This window comes from Trinickia dinghuensis (genome assembly GCF_003367175.1).
Taxonomy (GTDB): Bacteria; Pseudomonadota; Gammaproteobacteria; order Burkholderiales; family Burkholderiaceae; genus Trinickia; species Trinickia dinghuensis.
Genome location: NZ_QRGA01000007.1, coordinates 383665 through 402429, shown reverse-complemented (window position 1 = coordinate 402429; position 18765 = coordinate 383665). Strand labels below are relative to the sequence as shown.

The following is an 18765-nucleotide window of genomic DNA, read 5'->3' as shown; positions in this document are numbered from 1 at the left end:
TGTACTGCGCGCCGGCGATCGAAGACGATCAAGCCGCCTTCTTCTTGTCCGCACCCATCACGCGCGTGATGTAGTACTGCTGCGTGATCGACAGCACGTTGTTCACGACGTAGTACAGCACGAGGCCGGCCGGGAAGAAGAAGAACATGAACGAGAACGCGATCGGCATGAACATCATCATCTTGGCCTGGACCGGATCCGGCGGCGTCGGGTTCAGGCGCGTCTGCAGGAACATCGACACGGCCATCAGCACGGGCAGGATGTAGAAGGGATCCTGCTGCGAAAGGTCGTGAATCCAGAGAATCCACGGCGCACCGCGCATTTCCACCGACGAGAGCAGCACCCAGTACAGCGAGATGAACACCGGAATCTGAATGACGATCGGCAGGCAGCCGCCGAACGGATTCACCTTCTCGGTCTTGTACAGCTCCATGAGCGCCGCGTTCATCTTCTGCGGATCGCCCTTGAACCGCTCGCGCAGCGCCTGCATACGCGGCGTGATCGCCTTCATGCGCGCCATCGACTTGTAGCTGGCCGCCGACAGCGGGAAGAACACGGCCTTGATCAGCACCGTGAGCAGCACGATCGCCCAGCCCCAGTTGCCCACCACCGCATGGATCTTTTCGAGCAGCCAGAACAACGGCTTGGCGATGATCGTCACATAGCCATAATCCTTCACGAGTTCGAGCCCCGGCGCGATGCCTTCGAGCACGCGCTCTTCCTCGGGGCCGGCGAACAAGCGCGCCGAGACATCGGTCGACTTGCCCGGCTCGATCGTCGACAGCGGCTGCTGCACGCCGATGCGGTATAGCGTCGGATCGATCTTCTCGACGTAGATGTTACGCGGCGCGCCTTGCTGCGGAATCCAGGCCGTCGCGAAGTAGTGCTGAACCATCCCGATCCAGCCGTTGTCGGCCGAGGTCGCGACGTCGACCTTGTTCTTGTCGATGTCGCTGAACGTGATCTTTTGGAAGTGGTGCTCGTTCGTGTAGAGCGCCGGGCCAAGGAAGGTATGCGAGAAGCGCGGCGTATCGACCGGCTGGCTGTCGCGCACGATTTCCATGTACAGGCTCGGCTTGACCGGCGCCGTGCCGACGTTCTCGATCTTCGTGTCGACGCCGATCACATAGCTGCCGCGCGTGAACGTGTAGGTCTTGACGACCTTCAAGCCGCCCTTGACCGGCGATTCGAGCGACACCGTCAGCGTCTTCTGGTCGGGGCTCAGCGTGAGCGGGCCCGGAACCGGCGTGAAGACGTCGGTGTGGTTCGGGAAGTCGCCGCCGATCAGGCCCGTGCGCGCCAGATAGGTGTGCTTCGCGGTGTGATCGAACAGCGTTTCGTTCAGCGGCGCGCCCTTCGGATCGGCGTTCCCAGTCAGAACGAGCTTCTCGAGCGTGCCGCCGCGCGTATCGATGTCGCCGTTATAGACATCGGTGCTGAAATGAACCAGCTGCGCGGCCGCCTGCGGCTGGCTCGGTGCGGTGCCGGCGACAGGCGCGATGGCGTTGGACGGAGCCGAGGCCGAGGCCAAGGCTGCGGCTTCCGAGCCGGGCGTGCCCGATGCCGGCGTGCCGGTGCTCGTCTGCGTGTGCGTCGCGTTCGGGAAGAACATCGACGGGCGTCCGTGATCGCGTTGCCAGTTGTCGAACAGCATGATCGCTGACACGAAGAAGATCGCCCATAGGATGGTGCGTTTGATATCCATGCGTGGTCTCAGAGTCGATGGAGCGGCGTTTCAGCGCTTTTTCGGGGGTGCGGGCGGAACGAGATCGATCCCGCCCTCGGAAAACGGATGGCAGCGACATAAGCGCTTCACCGCGAGGTAACTCCCGCGCGCGGCGCCATGATACTGGATTGCCTCGCGCGCGTAATCCGAACAAGAAGGATAAAAACGGCATCGGCTGCCGAGCAGAGGGCTTACGGCAACCTTATACAGACGCAGCAGCGCGATCAGTACCGTTTGCATAGCATCGGGGCGCGAGGCTCCCGTCGAGCGGCGGCGCGCTTGAACCGGATGCGGGCGGGGCATCGGCGCATGCGCGCGCACGTCAAATCAAATCAATCCTGCGCCGAATCGGACGGCGGCGTGGCCTGGCGCCGCGCAATCTCGCGCGCCACCTTGCCGAGCAGCATCTCGATCTCGGTTCGGCACAGCGTTCTCAAGGGCGGCGAAACGGCGCTCGGCAACGCGGCTTTGTCGAAGCGCGTGGACAAGCGCAGCAACACGTCCCAGCCATCGAACTCGGTGCGGCGCAGGCGAAAGCTTTCGCGCGCGATCCGTTTCACGAGATTGCGCGTCGCGGCTCGCGCCGCGAACTTCTTGCCGACGACGAGCCCGAGACGAGCCGCTTGGCCGGTTGGCCGCGCATAGACGACAAAGTGCGTCGAGCGGCGCCACGGGCGCAAACGAAAAACGGATGAAAATTCATCCGTTTTGAGTAGCCTCGCGGCTTTGGGGAAGGCTGCTGGCGCTCGCAACGGACCGGGCCCTATAAAGAAGTGCAGCCGGTGCCGCCCGCCCCCGCATGACGCGGACGACGGCCACGGCGTGCGCCGCCTTCGACCTTAGATGGCCAGACGCTTGCGGCCCTTGGCGCGGCGAGCGTTGATCACCTTACGGCCGCCGGCCGTCTTCATGCGGACGCGAAAGCCGTGGGTGCGCTTGCGGCGGGTAACGGACGGTTGGTAAGTACGTTTCATGTCGATCTCACTTGAGAATGGACCGCGTACTCATCGGCACTAGGCGGGCGCGGTTGAACGCGATGAACGCTAGGCAAGCAATGGGCCGGGGTCGAAAAAAGGGTGTTCGCTTTCGCGGGAACCCGCTATTTAAACCGCTTTTCTCTTGGCCGTCAATACTTTACGTGTATCAAAGCGATCCGCCCGTTCGGCCGGATGGCAAAACCAAACGTATCCGATGCACGATCCGGCCCTGTGGATAACTTCCTGGGCCCGGGCGTTTGGCGGTAGAATCTCGCCTTACTTCAAGAATCCAGCACGCCGCTCCGCACGCGCCGGTTCGCCGCAAACCCTTGTGGCGACGGGCCGCGGGGCTCGCTCGCTTTGCCGCATCGGGTCCGTCCCCCGCACCACGTCCGGGGGCGGAGGCGGCGAGCGTGAGTGCCTCAAAAAAGATATCGCCTTGATGAACGAATTCTGGCAACACTGTTCCGCACTGTTGGAGCGTGAGCTGACGCCTCAGCAGTACGTGACGTGGATCAAACCGTTGGCCCCGGTCGCCTTCGACGCTGCCGCGAATACGCTGTCCATCGCCGCGCCGAACCGCTTCAAGCTCGACTGGGTCAAGAGCCAGTTTTCGGGCCGCATTTCCGATCTCGCCCGCGATTTTTGGCAGGCGCCCATCGAAGTGCAATTCGTCCTCGATCCGAAGGCAGGCCTGCGCCCGAACGTCGGCGCGCCGTCTTCGGTGCCGCTGCCGCGCGTGCCGGTGTCGGCGGCCGCCGCCATGAATGCGGCCGGGCTGCCGCACGAAGGCGCGGGCGCCGGCATGGCCGTGCCCGGGCCCAAAGCCGTGGGCGGCTTCAGCGGCGGGCTGGGGCAGGGACAAGGACCGGCGGTGAGCGGCGCACTCGACGACGCGGCCGATCTCGATCTGCCGAGCGTCGACGCGCACGAAGCCGCGGCCGCGCGCCGCACCTGGCGTCCGGGTTCGGGCGCCGCGCTGGGCAGCGCCGAATCGGAATCGATGTACGAGCGCTCGAAGCTCAATCCGGTGCTCACGTTCGACAATTTCGTCACGGGTAAAGCCAATCAGCTGGCCCGCGCGGCGGCCATCCAAGTGGCCGACAACCCCGGCATCTCGTACAACCCGCTGTTCCTGTACGGCGGCGTGGGCCTCGGCAAGACGCACCTGATTCACGCGATCGGCAACCAGCTCCTGCAGGACAAGGCCGGCGCGCGCATCCGCTACATCCACGCGGAGCAATACGTCTCGGACGTCGTGAAGGCGTATCAGCGCAAGGCATTCGACGACTTCAAGCGCTACTACCACTCGCTCGACCTGCTGCTCATCGACGATATTCAATTCTTCTCCGGCAAATCGCGGACGCAGGAAGAGTTCTTCTATGCCTTCGAGGCGCTCGTCGCGAACAAGGCGCAGGTCATCATCACGAGCGATACGTATCCGAAAGAGATTTCGGGCATCGACGACCGCCTGATCTCGCGCTTCGATTCGGGTTTGACGGTGGCGATCGAGCCGCCCGAGCTCGAAATGCGCGTGGCGATCTTGATGCGCAAGGCCCAATCGGAAGGCGTGAGCTTGTCGGAGGACGTCGCGTTCTTCGTCGCCAAGCATCTGCGCTCGAACGTGCGCGAACTCGAAGGCGCGCTGCGCAAGATCCTCGCGTACTCGAAGTTCCACGGGCGCGAGATCACGATCGAGCTGACGAAGGAAGCGCTCAAGGATCTGCTGACGGTGCAGAACCGCCAGATCTCGGTCGAGAACATCCAGAAGACCGTGGCCGACTTCTACAACATCAAAGTCGCCGATATGTATTCGAAGAAGCGTCCGGCGAACATCGCGCGGCCGCGGCAAATCGCCATGTATCTCGCCAAGGAGCTCACGCAAAAGAGCCTGCCCGAGATCGGCGAACTGTTCGGCGGGCGCGATCACACCACGGTATTGCACGCTGTGCGCAAGATTGCCGACGAGCGCAGCAAGGACGCGCAGCTGAACCACGAACTGCACGTGCTCGAGCAGACGTTGAAGGGCTGAGCCGGCGGCTTGCAAGGCCGTGCCGAGCGCATCCTCCATGCGCCCCCGGTTTTGGCGGGATCGGGTGGTTTTTCAGGCACAATATAGGTTTAGCCCCCCGTGCTTCGCGGCGCGAGCGAGGCGGGGATGAAAGCGCGGGAACAACGCGCGGGCAGAGTGGCGAAGGCGCGCAGGAAATGCGGGGTAACGGCGCTTTCGTCGAACGAACTGCCGGGTGAGGCGGAGTTTGCCGTCATATCAACGAAGGAACCCTATGCAACTGGTCAAGACCGAACGAGATAACCTCCTAAGGCCGCTGCAAACCGTGAGCGGCATCGTCGAACGCCGCCACACGTTGCCGATCCTCGCAAACTTGCTGATCACCAAGAACGGCCCGGATGTGTCGTTTCTGTCGACTGACCTCGAGTTGCAAATCACGACGCGCGCCGATTTCGGCGTGGGCGGCGAATCGGTCGCCACCACCGTGGCGGCGCGCAAGCTGCTCGATATCTTGCGTGCGATGCCGGACGGTCAAGTCAGCCTGACGCTGGCCGACAAGCGCTTGACCGTGCAGTCGGGCAAGAGCCGCTTCGCGTTGCAGACGCTCGCGGCCGACGAATTCCCGACCGTCGCCCAGGCCAAAGATTACGGCGCGAGCCTGAGCGTCCCGCAAAAGACGTTCCGCCAGCTGCTCGGCATGGTTTATTTCGCGATGGCGCAGCAGGACATCCGCTATTACCTGAACGGGATGCTGCTCGTCGTGGACGGCGGACAGCTGATGGCCGTGGCCACGGACGGCCACCGTCTCGCGTTCTCGTCGATGAAGATCGAGGGCGATTTCCCGCGTCAGGAAGTGATCATCCCGCGCAAGACGATTCTCGAGCTGCAGCGTCTGCTCGAGGACATCGACGATGTCTTGAAGATCGACATCGCATCGACGCAGGTGAAGTTCACGTTCGGCCAGGTCGAACTCGTCTCGAAGCTTGTCGAAGGCAAGTTCCCCGACTTCCAGCGCGTGATTCCGAAGGGCCACAAGAACACGTTCGTGATCGGCCGCGACGAGTTGCAGCGTTCGCTGCAGCGGGCGGCGATTCTGACGTCGGACAAGTTCAAGGGCGTGCGCTGCGTGATCGAGCCGGGTCAACTGAAGATCATGTCGACGAACGCCGATCAGGAAGAGGCGCAGGAAGAACTCGAGATTGCCTACCAAGGCGACACGATCGACATGGGCTTCAACGTCACGTATCTGCTCGACGCGCTCGCGAATCTGAAGGTGGACATGCTGCAGGTGAGCGTCGGCGACGCCAGCTCGAGCGCGTTGATCACGATTCCCGAGAACGACGAGTTCAAATACGTCGTCATGCCGATGCGCATCTGATGATTCGCGCTCACCGATAACGAGACGAGACCAAGGGGCGCAGCGCCCCTTTGGCGTTTCTTATAGGGCGTGTGAAATGCATGGCCCAACGCCGGCCCCGATCGCGGGGTGCAAGAAAACCAGAGCCGCTGCCTGGTTTTTCTGAGGCGTTCGACGTATCGCGCGGCACAACCGCAGTGAATGCAGAACCGGAACATATCCATGAGTGAACAGCACAATACGCAACCCGACAACAGCTACGGCGCCTCGTCGATCCAGATCCTCGAGGGTCTGGAGGCGGTGCGCAAGCGCCCCGGGATGTACATCGGCGACACGTCGGACGGCACCGGTTTGCATCACCTCGTTTTCGAGGTGCTCGACAATTCGATCGACGAAGCCCTGGCCGGATATTGCAACGACATCCACGTGATCATCCACGCGGACAACTCGATTTCCGTGACCGACAACGGCCGCGGCATTCCGACGGGTATCAAGCGCGACGACAAGCACGATCCGAAGCGCAGCGCCGCCGAAATCGTGATGACCGAGCTGCACGCGGGCGGCAAGTTCGACCAGAACAGCTACAAGGTGTCGGGCGGCCTGCACGGCGTGGGCGTGTCGTGCGTGAATGCGCTGTCGAGCTGGCTGCGCTTGACCGTGCGCCGCGACGGCAAGAAGCACTTCATGGAGTTTCACCGTGGGGTGCCGCAAAACCGCGTGATCGAGGAAATGGACGGCGAGCAAGTGTCGCCGATGCAGTTCGTCGGCGAGACCGAAAATCGCGGTACCGAAGTGCACTTCATGGCCGACGAGACGATCTTCGGTTCGGTCGAGTATCACTACGATATTTTGGCTAAGCGTATCCGCGAGCTGTCGTTCCTGAACAATGGCGTGCGCATTCGCTTGACCGATCAGCGTTCGGGCAAGGAAGACGATTTCGCGCTCGGCGGCGGCGTGAAGGGCTTCGTCGAATTCATCAACAAGACGAAGCAAGTGTTGCATCCGACGATCTTCCATATCAGCGGCGAGAAGGACAACGTCGGCGTGGAAGTCGCAATGCAGTGGAACGACAGCTACAACGAAAGCGTGCTCTGCTTCACGAACAACATTCCGCAGCGCGATGGCGGCACGCACCTGACTGGATTGCGCGCGGCTATGACGCGCGTGATCAACAAGTACATTGCCGATCACGAGATCGCCAAGAAGGCGAAGGTCGAGACGTCGGGCGACGACATGCGCGAAGGCTTGTCGTGCGTGCTGTCCGTGAAGGTGCCTGAGCCGAAGTTCAGCTCGCAGACGAAGGACAAGCTCGTTTCGTCGGAAGTGCGGGCTCCGGTGGAAGATGTCGTGGCCAAGGCGCTCGAGGAATTCCTGCTCGAGACGCCGAACGACGCGAAGATCATCTGCGGCAAGATCGTCGACGCGGCGCGTGCGCGCGATGCGGCGCGTAAGGCGCGCGAGATGACGCGGCGCAAGGGCGTGCTCGATGGCGTCGGGTTGCCCGGCAAGCTCGCCGATTGCCAGGAGAAGGATCCGGCGAAGTCGGAGATCTATATCGTCGAGGGCGATTCGGCGGGCGGCTCGGCGAAGCAAGGGCGCGATCGGAAGTTTCAGGCAATTCTGCCGCTGCGCGGCAAGGTGCTGAACGTCGAGAAGGCGCGCTATGACAAGCTGCTGTCGTCGGAGCAGATCGTTACGCTGATCACGGCGCTTGGCTGCGGGATCGGCAAGGAAGACTACAACCTCGACAAGCTCCGCTATCACCGGATCATCATCATGACCGACGCGGACGTCGACGGCGCGCACATTCGTACGCTGCTGCTGACGTTCTTCTATCGTCAGATGCCGGAGATGATCGAGCGCGGATATATCTATATCGCGCAGCCGCCGCTTTATAAGGTGAAGGCCGGCAAGGACGAACGGTATTTGAAGGACGCCGCGGAGTTGAATGCGCATATGCTGCGGTTGGCGCTGCAAGGGTCCGAGTTGGTGTCGTCGGAAGGGGCTGCGCCGATCGCGGGGGATGCGCTTGGTGAGCTGGCCCGGTCGTATTTGTTGGCGCAGGCGGTGGTCGAGCGGTTGAGCCGGCTTTATGACTCGCAGGCGTTAGAGGCGGTGATGGATGGTGTCGTCATCGATTTGACGAGCGAGGCCGCGGCGGAGGCTTCGGCTAAGGCGCTGGAAGTGGCCTTGCAAAGCGATCCGCTGAAGCCCGAGGTTACCGTGCATGCGATGTATGACGCGGTGCGCGAGCTGCGGTCGATTTGTGTCGAGCGCCGGCATCATGGGAACGTTAAGAAGTCGGTGATCGATGCTGATTTCGTGGTGACCGCTGACTATCAGCAGCTCGTGAATACGGCGAATACGTTCAAGGGGTTGATTGGGGCCGGTGCCTTGATCAAGCGTGGCGAGCGCAGCATGGCCGTGTCGAACTTCAAGAGCGCGATGCGGTGGTTGATCGCCGATGCCGAGCGGAATATTTCGAAGCAGCGCTACAAAGGCCTCGGCGAGATGAACCCCGAGCAGCTCTGGGAAACGACGATGGATCCGAACGTGCGGCGGTTGCTGCGCGTGCAGATCGAGGATGCGATTGCGGCCGATGGGATCTTTACGACGCTCATGGGGGATGAGGTTGAGCCTCGGAGAGCGTTTATCGAGAGCAATGCCCTGCGGGCGGGGAATATTGATGTTTGAGGGGGTGTGTAGATAACCTCAATATCTTAGAAAAATGGACCCATAAATTGAGAAACTTATGGGTCTTTTCGATTGGCAGCTTGGATTTATCGAGAGTTCGTCTGCGCGTACCTGTGCTCTGCGAAGATATCCAAGAACATGGTCCTTAACGTCTTGCAGCTCGGTGTAGACAAAACGTGAAGTCCGAAGGTCAGTGACGGTGGAGCAAGAGAGGTGGTAGCGACGGCAGATTGTGTTCGCACCAAATGGAAAGAGACACCTACTGGACGGGAGGATTACCGGACTACCTGCTGGGCCACGAAGCTAGCGGCGACGTCGTCGCGGTGGAGCCTCATTCCGCCAAGGATGGCCAGGTCAGTACCGTCGTGAAGAAGCAAGGCGCCGCACGAAACCATCTAAGGGATCACTTGCGTGACGGCGTGAAGATTCGAAAATGGCTTCGGGTGTCCGCTGGAAAAGTGCATTTCGCCGATACCGAGAAGACGAAACTGCTGCTGCTCCAGAGCGGCAATTTGATGCAGTGAGATGGCCCGCCTTGTGCGGGCCATTTCTTTCGTGCTGACCTCGGCTTCGCAGGAGAGGCAGACCCGACCACCCTACACCGCAACCCGCCGCTCAATCCCCACATGCTTCACCCGGCTAACCGAAGCCAGCGCGGCGAGACTAATGATCGCCGTCACCATCAGATAAAAACTCGGCGCACTCCGATTCGCCGTCACGCTAATGAGCCAGGTCACAACCGCCGGCGTGAATCCCCCAAACACCGTAACCCCGACGTTGTAAGCCACGGACATCCCAGTTGAGCGCGTCGCCGGCGGAAAGATCTCCGACATCAGCGCAGGTAGCGCGCCGAAGTAGATCGACTTCAACAACGCGAGCCAAGCAACCAGCCCGAACAGTGTTATCGCCGACAAATGGTCGATCGTGTACGAGAACGCCGGATAAACCGAAACGACGAACAGCAACCCCACGGTAGTCATCTGCGCAAGCCGGCCGATTCGATCCGACAGATACCCGGCAAATGGCGTCACGCAAGTCAGAATCACTCCGGCCAAAATGGTCGCCCCAAAGCTAGTCGACGCCGGAAAATGCAGCTGGCGCATCGCATACGTAGGCAGGTACTGAATTAGATAGTTGACCGACGTCGACACGGCCAGCGCACCGGTCGCAACCAACATCATCCGCTTCTGCGCAAGAAACACATCGCGCACCGGTGTCTTCGTATGTACCGCCTGGGTGAATTCCGGCGCGTCTTCGAGGCAGCGTCGCAGATACAACCCCACCGGCCCGATCAGCAAGCCGAAGAAAAACGGCACGCGCCAACCCCAAGCCATCAGCGCATCGTGCGACAGCAACTTCGCGAGCGCGAACCCACACGTCGCCGCCATCAACGTCGACAAGCCCTGACTCGCAAACTGCCAACTCGCGAGAAAGCCACGCCGATGCGGTGCATGTTCGATCAACATGGCAGTCGACGCACCGAATTCACCGCCCGCCGAGAACCCCTGAATCAACCGCGCCGCAAACACTCCGATCGGCGCGGCGATCCCGATACTCTGATACGTCGGAATCACCGCCACGATCGCGGTACCCAACATCATCAAGCTGACCGACACCACCAAAGCCGCTTTCCGTCCGCGCTTATCGGCATAAGCGCCGAGTATGACCCCGCCGATCGGCCGCACGAGATACGACGCCCCAAACGTCCCGAACGTCATCAACAACGACGCCGTTTGATTCGACGACGGAAAGAAATGCTTGCCGATGTAGATTGCGAAGAAGCCGTAGATCAGGATGTCGAACCACTCGAGCGCGTTGCCGGCCGAGGTCGCGATGACGATACGCGTAAGACTCAAAGGCTTGCGCGCGGGCGAGCCGGAAGAAAGACGGTGATTCATCGCGACCTCGATGGGTTGGCTAACGATGACGAAGACGAAAAGGGCGCTTGATGCGCCCGAGCGTTCCTACTGAACGAGCGCGGCCACGGCAAATTGCGTTGCCGCGGACAAACGGCCCGTCGACGAATGGCTGCGAGCGGTGCGAATGCCGGTGATCGTGCGAGCCTCCTCGCCGAGGTCCCACCAAATCCCGGCCATCACGCCAAGCGCTTCGCGCGCGACGGAGCCGAGCAGATGCTCGTTCGGCGCATGCTGAGAGCACGCGGGATAGGAATGCGGGACCCAGAGCGTGGGCAGTCCGAGCGTATCGGCGAAGACATCGTTAGGCACCGTGCCGCCCAGGTTCGGCAGCAACGCCGGCTTCTTGCCCGTCGTCATCTTCATCGACGAAAGCACCCAATCGACCCACGGATCTTCGGGATCGAGGCGCGTCGCCGTTGCGCTGCGCGTGACCGATACCTCGACCTCGGTGAAGCCATGGTGCGCAAAGTGGGCGGTCAGATGTTCGGCTGCATGCTCGCTGTCCGTGCCGACCACGAAGCGCAATTGGCAAGTCGCACGCGCGATCGGTGGGATCGCGTTGACGGGGGCATCGGGATTGCCGGCTTTGAAGGCCAGCACTTCAAGCGTGTTCCAAGCGATGACGCGCTCGGTAGGCGTAAGCCCCGGCTCGCCCCACTCGGGGTCGATGGCGGGCGCGTTGTCGTCGCCGCCGAGTTCGATGTCTGCCAGTGCCTGACGGACCGCATCGGAAATCGGCGGCGGACGCAATCCGTCGACGACGATCGTCCCTCTCCGATCGACGAGGCTCGCAATCGCATGCGCAAGCACGATGGCGGGATTGCGCAGAACGCCGCCCCAGTTGCCCGAATGATGCGCGCCCTCGCGCAGATCGACGGTCAAGTCGAAGTTCACGCCGCCACGCGAGCCGAGGAATACGGTCGGACGTTCGGCATTCACGCGCGGGCCATCGGATGCGATGAATACGTCCGACGAGAGCGCATCGCTTTCTTGCGCGCAGATTTCATCGAGACCGGGCGAGCCGATTTCCTCCCCCATCTCGAAGATGACCTTTACGTTGTAGCCGAGCTTGCCGCCTCGCGCCTCGATCACGGCGCCGAGCGCGGCGAAGTTGACCGAGTGCTGGCCCTTGTTGTCGGCGCTGCCGCGTCCATACCAGCGGTCGCCGTCGACGCTCACTTGCCAAGGTGCGAGCCCCGTTCGCCATTGCTCGTCGTAGCCGCGCACGACGTCGCCATGACCGTAAGTCAATACGGTGGGCAGCGCCGGATCCTCGATTCGCTCGGCGATCAGAAACGGCACGCGTTCGGCGATTGGGTTCGCCGCAATGCGGCAGGTGAAGCCGAGTTGCGTCAGCGTCGACGTGATCTCGTCGGCGAGATAAGCGTGCAACGCATCGGCTTGCGCGGGGTTTTGGCTCTCGGTCTTGTACTCGATTCGCCGCTTCAGATCGTCGAGGAACCGCCCCGAGTCGTAAATGGCGAATGCGCGATCGATCGCTTGCTGACGCGCGTCTGTCGATAGCGGGCTGGCGGTCATGGCGTCTCCGGATTCTCTCTGGTTCACTGTTGGAGCTAGAGTAGGAACGCCAAAAATTCGCAACAATTTCAATTTTGTCGATTACGCTTGCCGAAAAGGCAACGCGACTGGGGATCGATCCATGCTGCACGGAATTGCTCTGCGTTACTTTGTCGAGGTCGCCCGCACGGGGTCGCTCGCGGCTGCGTCTGAGAACCTGCATGTCGCGGTGTCGGCGGTAAGCAGACAAATCAGCAAGCTCGAAGAAGATGTCGGCGCGCCGCTGTTCGAGCGAATGCCGCGCGGCATGGTGCTGACGGAATCGGGTGAATTGCTGGCAGAGCACGCGCGCCGCACGCTGCTCGAAGCCGATGCGGTGCTAGGCGAAATCTCGGCGAACGAGGCGCGCGGCGGCAAGCTCGTGCGGATCGGTTGCACCGAGGGCTTCACGCGTTCGTTCTTGCCTGCCGTGCTCGCGCGTCATCACGAAGTGGCACCCAATGCGCGCTACGCGCTGCGCTCGGGTACGCCCGCGCAGGTCGAGCATTGGGTGGCGCTAGGCGAAGCCGATATTGGCATCGCTTTCTCGAGCGGCAATACGTCGGCGCTGAATGTCGTCTACTCGACCGAGATGCCCGTGCGGGCGCTGCTCGCTTCGAAGCATCCGCTCGCCGCGCATACGTCGCTGACGCTCGCCGATTTGCAGGCCTATCCGGTTGCGCTGCTCGAACGCGGTACGACGGTACGGCAGTTGTTCGATCTCTGTTGTTCGACGCGTGGCGTCAGAATCGAGCCCGTGCTGAGCAGCAATAATTCGGCGGCGCTGCATGCGTTCGCCGCGCTTGCCGGGGCGATCACGCTCGGTAGTTCGGTGGCCCTCAAAGGGCTGATGAACGAGATCTCGATGGTGTGGCGGCCGATCGATGAACCGGTTCTCAGCCAAAGAGTGCTGCAAGTGACGACGATGCGCGACAGGCGGTTGCCGGTTGTCGTGAAGGGCGTGCTCGAGACGATCGTCGGGATGATTGTGGATGGGTGAGTGTCTCGTGTCGATTCGCATCGCCCTGTCCTGCTTTGCTTGGATCGCCGTCCTCAATACAAATCGTTGCGGATAGATCGAAGATAGCCCTCGTCTATCGCTTTTGCGCTAGCCGGATCCTGACCGCTTATCGCGGCCTTCATCTGTCCCGGCGACGGCACGTTCGCTCGATCGATTCGCGCCTCTTCGCTCCAAAGCTTCGCGCGGTTGATGGCCTTGCCGCAATGGAACAACACCTCGTCGATTGCCACGACGATGGCCGTCTTCGGCGTCTTACCGCCTTCGACGAACCGTTCGCGCAATGCGGCGTCCGTGGAAATCGCCCCGTGCCCGTTGATCCGCATGAATATTTCCAACCCGGGAAATAAAAACAACATGCCGACGCGGTCGTCGTCCGTGAGATTGCGCAGCGATGCGATCCGGTTGTTGCCGTGCCAATCGGGGAAGGCGACCGTTTTGTCGTCGAGCGCATGAACGAAGCCCGGCGGGCCTCCGCGCGGCGAAGCATCGAGCCCGGCGCTGCTGCCCGTCGCGAAGCAGAAGAATGTCGCCACCCGCAGATAGGCAAGATGAAACGGCAGCAGGTGCGGCAACACGCCCTTCACGATCATGTCCGAAGGCGGGTCGTAAAGCTGATCCAAATCGGTTGCGGTCAGTGACGCTGTGCTCATCGTGTGCTCCGGCAGAGTCGAACTATGACAGTGCCATCGAGGATAGTCTGCAACCTCATGGCGCTGATAGACTATCGATGCCATTCGATACCTCAACGGCGCCATGCTCTCAGCCGATCGCCTTCAACAGAAAATTGCACGCGTTCACGCGATGGGCGATGCGGATCCGCCGCTGATCGCCGTCGCGGGGCGCCAAAGCAGCCCTCGCGAGTCGGGCCCGCATCGGCATGAGGCGGGGCAGTTGCTCGGGATGTTTTCCGGTTTGCTGACGGTGCGCACCGATCGCGGGGCCTGGGTTTTGCCGACCACGCGTGCCGTTTGGATTCCGCCGTCTCACGTGCATTCGGCGCGTTCGCATGGGCCGTTCGCGGGCTGGGCCGCCTATATTTCGCCGAAAGCCTGTGCGGCGCTGCCTGAACAGCCGCGCGTCATCGAAGTGACAGGGTTGTTGCGCGAAGCGGTACTCAACGCAGCCGAGTGGGATCTCGAGCCGTTTCAGCCGCGCCAGCGTAATGTATTCGCGGTGATCGTCGACGAGATCGCCGGCAGTTGCGCCGATGCGTTTCGTCTGCCGATGCCGAGCGATGCTCGCTTGTTGCGCATCGCGAGCGTGCTGGCCGATCAGCCTGCCGATCCCCGTACACTCGATGAGTGGGCCGAATGGGCGCATGCGGCGCCGCGGACGTTGAGCCGCCGCTTCGTCGCGGAGACCGGTTTGACGTTCACGGCTTGGAGGCAGCGCGCGCGATTGATGCGGGCGCTGGAGCTGCTGGCCGCCGGCGAGCCTGTGACGGCGGTTGCGCTCGAGCTCGGCTACGATAATGCGAGCGCATTCATTGCGCTGTTCAAACGGACTTTCGGAGCGACGCCCGGCCGTTACCTAGCCGCGGATGTCCCGCAGATTGGGCGCGCGTGATCTGGGTGTTCTCGCGCGATGGTCGTCTGCGTGGCCCGAGTTGCCGCCACCCGTTCACCCGTTCTTCAGGAAGACCAAGATGCTTTCTCACGTTTGTGTCGGTGTGAACGAGTTCGATCGGGCCTTTGAGTTTTATTCGACGCTTATGAACCTGTTGGACCACGAGCTGAAGTTCTGCGAGCGGGAGCAAGAACAGCCGTGGGCCGGTTGGAGGGCGAAGGGCCAACCCCGGCCGCTCTTCATCGTCGGCAGACCCTACGACGGCAATGCCGCGCAGGTAGGCAACGGTCAGATGGTGGCCTTCTTGGCGTCCGATCGGAGCGTTGTCGACGCCGCATACGCAACCGCGTTAGCGAACGGCGGTGCCGACGAAGGCGCACCGGGACTTAGACCTCACTATCACGCCAACTACTATGGGGCGTACTTCCGCGACCCGGAGGGCAACAAGATCTGCGTTTGTTGCCACGACCCGGTGTCGGAGTAAGTGCGGCCGATAGGAAGCGGATGCGTCTTTAACCGCTGTGCCCTCGCTACACCAAGCGTCCGCCGCCGTCGACATGCAGCACTTCGCCCGTGATGAACCCTCCGGCGAGCAGCAGGCCGATCGCCTGCGCGATATCGTCGGGGCGTCCGATGCGCCCCGTTGGCAATGCCGCCGCGGCCGATGCCAACGCGTCGCGCTTGGCGTCGCCGAAGAAGCTGTCGAGCAGCGGCGTATCGACGAGTCCCGGCGACACCGCATTCACACGGATCGGTGCGGGTTCGAGCACGCGCCAGCTTCGGCAGTTCGCGTTCCTTGAGTACGGTCGCGGGGCCCGCCCAGTCGCGATTGAGCGAGGCCATGTCGACATGGTGCGTGACGCCGAGTTTTCGGCTGAAGCTAAGAAGCGTGAAGCTAGATCAATCCACGCGCAGCCAGATTCCGATACAACGCCCGCACCCCGAACTGCCAGGGCGCGATCTCGGTCGACAGCCGCACCGTATTGACGAGTGCCCCGAGCGCCGGCGTCGAGATCGTCACGACATCGCCGAGATGGTGGGTGAAGCCGCCGCCGGCCGCGTCGCGGTCCTTGATCGGCGAGAACATCGTGCCGAGAAACAGCATGAAGCCGTCGGGGTATTGATGATGTGGGCCGCGCGTCTGCGCGACGAGATCGAGCGGGTCGCGGCTGATCTCGCGCATGTGGCTCACGCCTTCGAGCACGAAGCCGTCCTCGCCGGCGATCAGCAGCGAGACACTGGCCTCGCGTATCGTGTCGAGCGTGAAGCGATCGTCGAACAGGCGGACGAACGGGCCGATCGCGCACGAGCCGTTGTTGTCCTTCGCCTTGCCGAGCAAGAGCGCCGAGCGGCCTTCGATGTCTCGTAGGTTGACGTCGTTGCCGAGCGTCGCGCCGACGACGTTGCCCGCCGCGTTTACGGCCAACACGATCTCGGGTTCGGGGTTGTTCCAAGCTGACGTTGGATAGAGGCCGACGTCGGCACCGAAACCCACGGCCGACATCGCCTGCGACTTCGTAAATACTTCGGCATCCTCGCCAATGCCGACTTCCATGTATTGCGACCACGCGCCGCGGCGTTTGAGTTCCTCCTTCAGGCGCATCGCGGCCGGCGAGCCCGGTTGAATCTTGGCGAGGTCGGTGCCGATCAGGGCATGCAGCGAGGCGCGGATCTCGGCCGCGCGGCCTGGATCACCGCCGGCTTGCTCTTCGATCACGCGTTCTAGCAGGCTGACGGCGAACGTCACGCCGCAGGCCTTGATGGCTTGCACGTCGCAGGGAGCGAGCAGGCGAGGAGCGCCTTCGACGCTTACCTGCGCACCCGCGATCGCACCGCCGTTCGCGCTCGCTTTCAATAGCTCATGGACGGCGCCGAGCGGCTCGCCCGGCGCCGATCGCGCGAAAGCCGCGACATCCTCGCGATCGAACAGGTCGCTCGTGGTCGGCGCGCTCGCCGTGATGTCGAACGCTTCTCCATGACGGACGACGACGACCGACGGGCCGTCGACGGGCGCACCGCGCCAGATGCGGCCGACGAGCAGCGCGCGGTCGAGGTCGGAGGGCAGACTTGCGGCGGGATCGATGGGCATGTCGGTCAGGTCTCGGCGGAGTGAAGTCAATGATTGGAGCGATTGGATCGGGTCAATGCGAATGGCGCGGATCGCCGCGCGTTTCGATGACTTTCAGATAGAGCGTGGCGGGCTCGAGGCATCCGCCGGTCGAAAGCTGTCCGACGAACTGCCGGTAGATTTCCTGCCACGGCGTTTGCGAGGCCGGCACGCTCGGGGCGGTTTCTTCTTCGCGCCGGCGAGCCAGCTCGGTTTCGTCGACGAGCAGTTCCACGCGCCGCGCGTTCAGATCGACTCGCACGCGATCGTCCGTGCGCATCAGCGAAAGCCCGCCGCCGGCCGCCGATTCGGGCGACATGTTCAGAATCGAAGGGCTTGCCGACGTCCCGCTTTGCCGCCCGTCGCCCATGCACGGCAGCGACGTCACGCCGCGCTTCACGAGTTCGGCCGGCGGCGCCATGTTGACGACTTCGGCACTGCCCGGGTAGCCGAGCGTGCCGCAGCCGCGCATGACCAGGAGGCAGCGCTCGTCGATTCCGAGCGCTGGATCGTCGATGCGCGCTCGGTAGTCCTCGGGGCCGTCGAAGACGACGGCGCGCGCTTCGAAGGCGTTCTCCGAGCCCGGCTCGCTGAGATAAGCCCGGCGAAATGCCTCGCCGACCACCGACATTTTCATGATCGCGCTGTCGAAGAAATTGCCCGACAGCACGATGAACCCGGCGCCGTGCTTCAACGGTTCGGCGTGCGAACGAATGACGTCGCCGTCGGCATCGGGCGCTTGGCGGACGATCTCGGCAATCGTGCTGCCTGACACGGTCGAACATTCGCCGTGCAGCAGGCCCGCTTGGGCAAGCTGCCGCAACACGGCGGGCACCCCGCCCGCGCGATGAAAGCCCTCGCCGAGGTACTCGCCGGCCGGCATGCAGTTGGCGAGCAGCGGGACGTCGGCACCGAGGCGCTGCCAATCGTCGAGCGAAAGTTCGACGCCGATGTGGCGCGCGATCGCGATCAGATGCGGCGGGCAGTTCGTCGATGCGCCAAGCGCCGAGGCCACGACGATCGCATTTTCGAATGCCTCGCGCGTGAGGATATGAGAAGGGCGAATGTCCTCGCGCACGAGATCGACGATGCGCTTGCCCGTCGCATAGGCCATCTGTCCGCGCTCGCGATAGGCAGCCGGTATCGATGCGCATCCGGGCAGCGACATGCCGAGCGCCTCCGCCAGGCTATTCATCGACAGCGCCGTGCCCATCGTGTTGCAGTGCCCGATCGACGGCGACGCCGCCGCCGTGAGCCGCATGAAGCCCTCGTAGTCGATCTCGCCGGTCGCAAGCAGGTTGCGGGCATGCCAGATGACCGTGCCCGAGCCCACGCGCTTGCCCTCGAACCAGCCGTCGAGCATCGGGCCGCCCGACAGCACGATGGCCGGCAGATCGACCGTGGCCGCGGCCATCAGGCAGGCGGGCGTCGTCTTGTCGCAGCCCGTCGTCAGCACGACGCCGTCGAGCGGATAGCCGTGCAGAATTTCGACGAGGCCGAGATAGGCGAGATTGCGGTCGAGCGCCGCCGTCGGCCGCCGGCTTTGCTCGGCCAGCGGATGGACCGGAAACTCCATCGGAATGCCGCCGGCGTCGCGGATGCCGGCCTTCGTGCGGGCGGCCAACTCAATGTGATGGCGGTTGCAGGGCGCGAGATCGCTGCCCGTCTGCGCGATGCCGATGATCGGCCGGCCCGATTGCAACTCCTCGCGCGTGAGGCCGTAGTTCATGAAGCGTTCGACGTACAGTGCCGTCATATCGGCGTGAGTCGGATCGTCGAACCAGTTTTGGCTGCGCAGCCTGCGCGGGGGCGTCGGTGACATGGGTGTTT

General features: G+C 62.8%; 17 protein-coding genes. 7 read left to right on the top strand and 10 right to left on the bottom strand.

Translation table 11 applies throughout. The annotated features are described in order from the left end of the window. Positions 1 to 28: 28 nt before the first annotated feature. The 4 genes from yidC to rpmH form a co-directional block, all read right to left on the bottom strand. On the bottom strand, positions 29 to 1705 hold the full coding sequence (gene yidC, locus DWV00_RS14270) for a membrane protein insertase YidC (RefSeq protein WP_115534217.1): 1677 nt from the start codon (positions 1703 to 1705) through the stop codon (positions 29 to 31). Between the two features lie 30 nt (positions 1706 to 1735). Continuing rightward, positions 1736 to 1966 (bottom strand): membrane protein insertion efficiency factor YidD, encoded by a 231-nt coding sequence (gene yidD, locus DWV00_RS14265; RefSeq protein ID WP_220274696.1) that lies wholly within the window; start codon positions 1964 to 1966, stop codon positions 1736 to 1738. 92 nt (positions 1967 to 2058) lie between these two features. Beyond that, positions 2059 to 2505, bottom strand: a complete 447-nt coding sequence (gene rnpA, locus DWV00_RS14260; RefSeq protein WP_115534216.1) for a ribonuclease P protein component — start codon at positions 2503 to 2505, stop codon at positions 2059 to 2061. A gap of 60 nt (positions 2506 to 2565) precedes the next feature. Further along, on the bottom strand, positions 2566 to 2700 hold the full coding sequence (gene rpmH / locus DWV00_RS14255; protein WP_004198824.1) for a 50S ribosomal protein L34: 135 nt from the start codon (positions 2698 to 2700) through the stop codon (positions 2566 to 2568). 445 nt (positions 2701 to 3145) lie between these two features. On the opposite strand from rpmH, the gene dnaA reads away from it, so the two are divergent. From dnaA to DWV00_RS33685, 4 genes are all read left to right on the top strand, one after another. Next, positions 3146 to 4735: a chromosomal replication initiator protein DnaA gene (dnaA, locus tag DWV00_RS14250; RefSeq protein WP_115534215.1), complete on the top strand. Its 1590-nt coding sequence runs from the start codon at positions 3146 to 3148 to the stop codon at positions 4733 to 4735. 253 nt (positions 4736 to 4988) lie between these two features. Then, entirely contained in the window at positions 4989 to 6092 is a 1104-nt protein-coding gene (gene dnaN, locus DWV00_RS14245; RefSeq protein ID WP_115534214.1) for a DNA polymerase III subunit beta, read from the top strand. A gap of 180 nt (positions 6093 to 6272) precedes the next feature. Then, positions 6273 to 8765 carry a DNA topoisomerase (ATP-hydrolyzing) subunit B gene (gyrB, locus tag DWV00_RS14240; protein WP_425452769.1) on the top strand — a complete coding sequence of 831 codons (2493 nt, stop codon included), beginning with the start codon at positions 6273 to 6275 and terminating at the stop codon, positions 8763 to 8765. A gap of 245 nt (positions 8766 to 9010) precedes the next feature. Further along, entirely contained in the window at positions 9011 to 9289 is a 279-nt protein-coding gene (locus tag DWV00_RS33685; protein ID WP_147297901.1) for a hypothetical protein, read from the top strand. Positions 9290 to 9361: 72 nt separating this feature from the next. Here the strand turns inward: DWV00_RS33685 and DWV00_RS14235 are convergent, their stop codons facing one another. Next, complete coding sequence (locus tag DWV00_RS14235; RefSeq protein WP_115534213.1) at positions 9362 to 10663, bottom strand: MFS transporter; 1302 nt, start codon at positions 10661 to 10663, stop codon at positions 9362 to 9364. A gap of 66 nt (positions 10664 to 10729) precedes the next feature. Then, positions 10730 to 12223, bottom strand: a complete 1494-nt coding sequence (locus DWV00_RS14230; protein WP_115534212.1) for a M20 family metallopeptidase — start codon at positions 12221 to 12223, stop codon at positions 10730 to 10732. 121 nt (positions 12224 to 12344) lie between these two features. Between DWV00_RS14230 and DWV00_RS14225 the strand changes: the two genes are divergently transcribed. Further along, positions 12345 to 13241 (top strand): LysR family transcriptional regulator, encoded by an 897-nt coding sequence (locus DWV00_RS14225; RefSeq protein WP_115534211.1) that lies wholly within the window; start codon positions 12345 to 12347, stop codon positions 13239 to 13241. Between the two features lie 53 nt (positions 13242 to 13294). Here DWV00_RS14225 and DWV00_RS14220 read toward each other — a convergent pair whose 3' ends face one another. Further along, positions 13295 to 13912, bottom strand: a complete 618-nt coding sequence (locus DWV00_RS14220; RefSeq protein ID WP_115534210.1) for an MSMEG_1061 family FMN-dependent PPOX-type flavoprotein — start codon at positions 13910 to 13912, stop codon at positions 13295 to 13297. A 103-nt stretch (positions 13913 to 14015) separates the two neighbouring features. Between DWV00_RS14220 and DWV00_RS14215 the strand changes: the two genes are divergently transcribed. Together DWV00_RS14215 and DWV00_RS14210 are read left to right on the top strand one after the other, a co-directional pair. Then, positions 14016 to 14828: an AraC family transcriptional regulator gene (locus DWV00_RS14215; RefSeq protein WP_245964875.1), complete on the top strand. Its 813-nt coding sequence runs from the start codon at positions 14016 to 14018 to the stop codon at positions 14826 to 14828. A gap of 79 nt (positions 14829 to 14907) precedes the next feature. After that, entirely contained in the window at positions 14908 to 15312 is a 405-nt protein-coding gene (locus tag DWV00_RS14210; RefSeq protein ID WP_115534330.1) for a VOC family protein, read from the top strand. A 46-nt stretch (positions 15313 to 15358) separates the two neighbouring features. On the opposite strand, the gene DWV00_RS14205 is transcribed toward DWV00_RS14210, so the two are convergent. The 3 genes from DWV00_RS14205 to DWV00_RS14195 form a co-directional block, all read right to left on the bottom strand. After that, positions 15359 to 15565 (bottom strand): SDR family oxidoreductase, encoded by a 207-nt coding sequence (locus tag DWV00_RS14205; protein ID WP_425452774.1) that lies wholly within the window; start codon positions 15563 to 15565, stop codon positions 15359 to 15361. Between the two features lie 158 nt (positions 15566 to 15723). Continuing rightward, positions 15724 to 16917: a fumarylacetoacetate hydrolase family protein gene (locus DWV00_RS14200; protein ID WP_115534208.1), complete on the bottom strand. Its 1194-nt coding sequence runs from the start codon at positions 16915 to 16917 to the stop codon at positions 15724 to 15726. Positions 16918 to 16969: 52 nt separating this feature from the next. Continuing rightward, positions 16970 to 18757 (bottom strand): IlvD/Edd family dehydratase, encoded by a 1788-nt coding sequence (locus DWV00_RS14195; RefSeq protein WP_115534207.1) that lies wholly within the window; start codon positions 18755 to 18757, stop codon positions 16970 to 16972. Positions 18758 to 18765: the final 8 nt, after the last annotated feature.

Excerpts from the sequence above, each read along its gene's own strand:
- DWV00_RS14215 (WP_245964875.1), top strand. The coding sequence starts at position 14,016 with ATGCTCTCAGCCGATCGCCTTCAACAGAAAATTGCACGCGTTCACGCG.
- rpmH (WP_004198824.1), bottom strand. The coding sequence starts at position 2,700 with ATGAAACGTACTTACCAACCGTCCGTTACCCGCCGCAAGCGCACCCAC.
- DWV00_RS14235 (WP_115534213.1), bottom strand. The coding sequence starts at position 10,663 with ATGAATCACCGTCTTTCTTCCGGCTCGCCCGCGCGCAAGCCTTTGAGT.
- dnaN (WP_115534214.1), top strand. The coding sequence starts at position 4,989 with ATGCAACTGGTCAAGACCGAACGAGATAACCTCCTAAGGCCGCTGCAA.
- DWV00_RS14220 (WP_115534210.1), bottom strand. The coding sequence starts at position 13,912 with ATGAGCACAGCGTCACTGACCGCAACCGATTTGGATCAGCTTTACGAC.
- DWV00_RS14195 (WP_115534207.1), bottom strand. The coding sequence starts at position 18,757 with ATGTCACCGACGCCCCCGCGCAGGCTGCGCAGCCAAAACTGGTTCGAC.
- DWV00_RS14230 (WP_115534212.1), bottom strand. The coding sequence starts at position 12,223 with ATGACCGCCAGCCCGCTATCGACAGACGCGCGTCAGCAAGCGATCGAT.
- dnaA (WP_115534215.1), top strand. The coding sequence starts at position 3,146 with ATGAACGAATTCTGGCAACACTGTTCCGCACTGTTGGAGCGTGAGCTG.
- yidC (WP_115534217.1), bottom strand. The coding sequence starts at position 1,705 with ATGGATATCAAACGCACCATCCTATGGGCGATCTTCTTCGTGTCAGCG.
- DWV00_RS33685 (WP_147297901.1), top strand. The coding sequence starts at position 9,011 with ATGGAAAGAGACACCTACTGGACGGGAGGATTACCGGACTACCTGCTG.
- yidD (WP_220274696.1), bottom strand. The coding sequence starts at position 1,966 with ATGCAAACGGTACTGATCGCGCTGCTGCGTCTGTATAAGGTTGCCGTA.
- DWV00_RS14210 (WP_115534330.1), top strand. The coding sequence starts at position 14,908 with ATGCTTTCTCACGTTTGTGTCGGTGTGAACGAGTTCGATCGGGCCTTT.
- gyrB (WP_425452769.1), top strand. The coding sequence starts at position 6,273 with ATGCAGAACCGGAACATATCCATGAGTGAACAGCACAATACGCAACCC.
- DWV00_RS14200 (WP_115534208.1), bottom strand. The coding sequence starts at position 16,917 with ATGCCCATCGATCCCGCCGCAAGTCTGCCCTCCGACCTCGACCGCGCG.
- DWV00_RS14225 (WP_115534211.1), top strand. The coding sequence starts at position 12,345 with ATGCTGCACGGAATTGCTCTGCGTTACTTTGTCGAGGTCGCCCGCACG.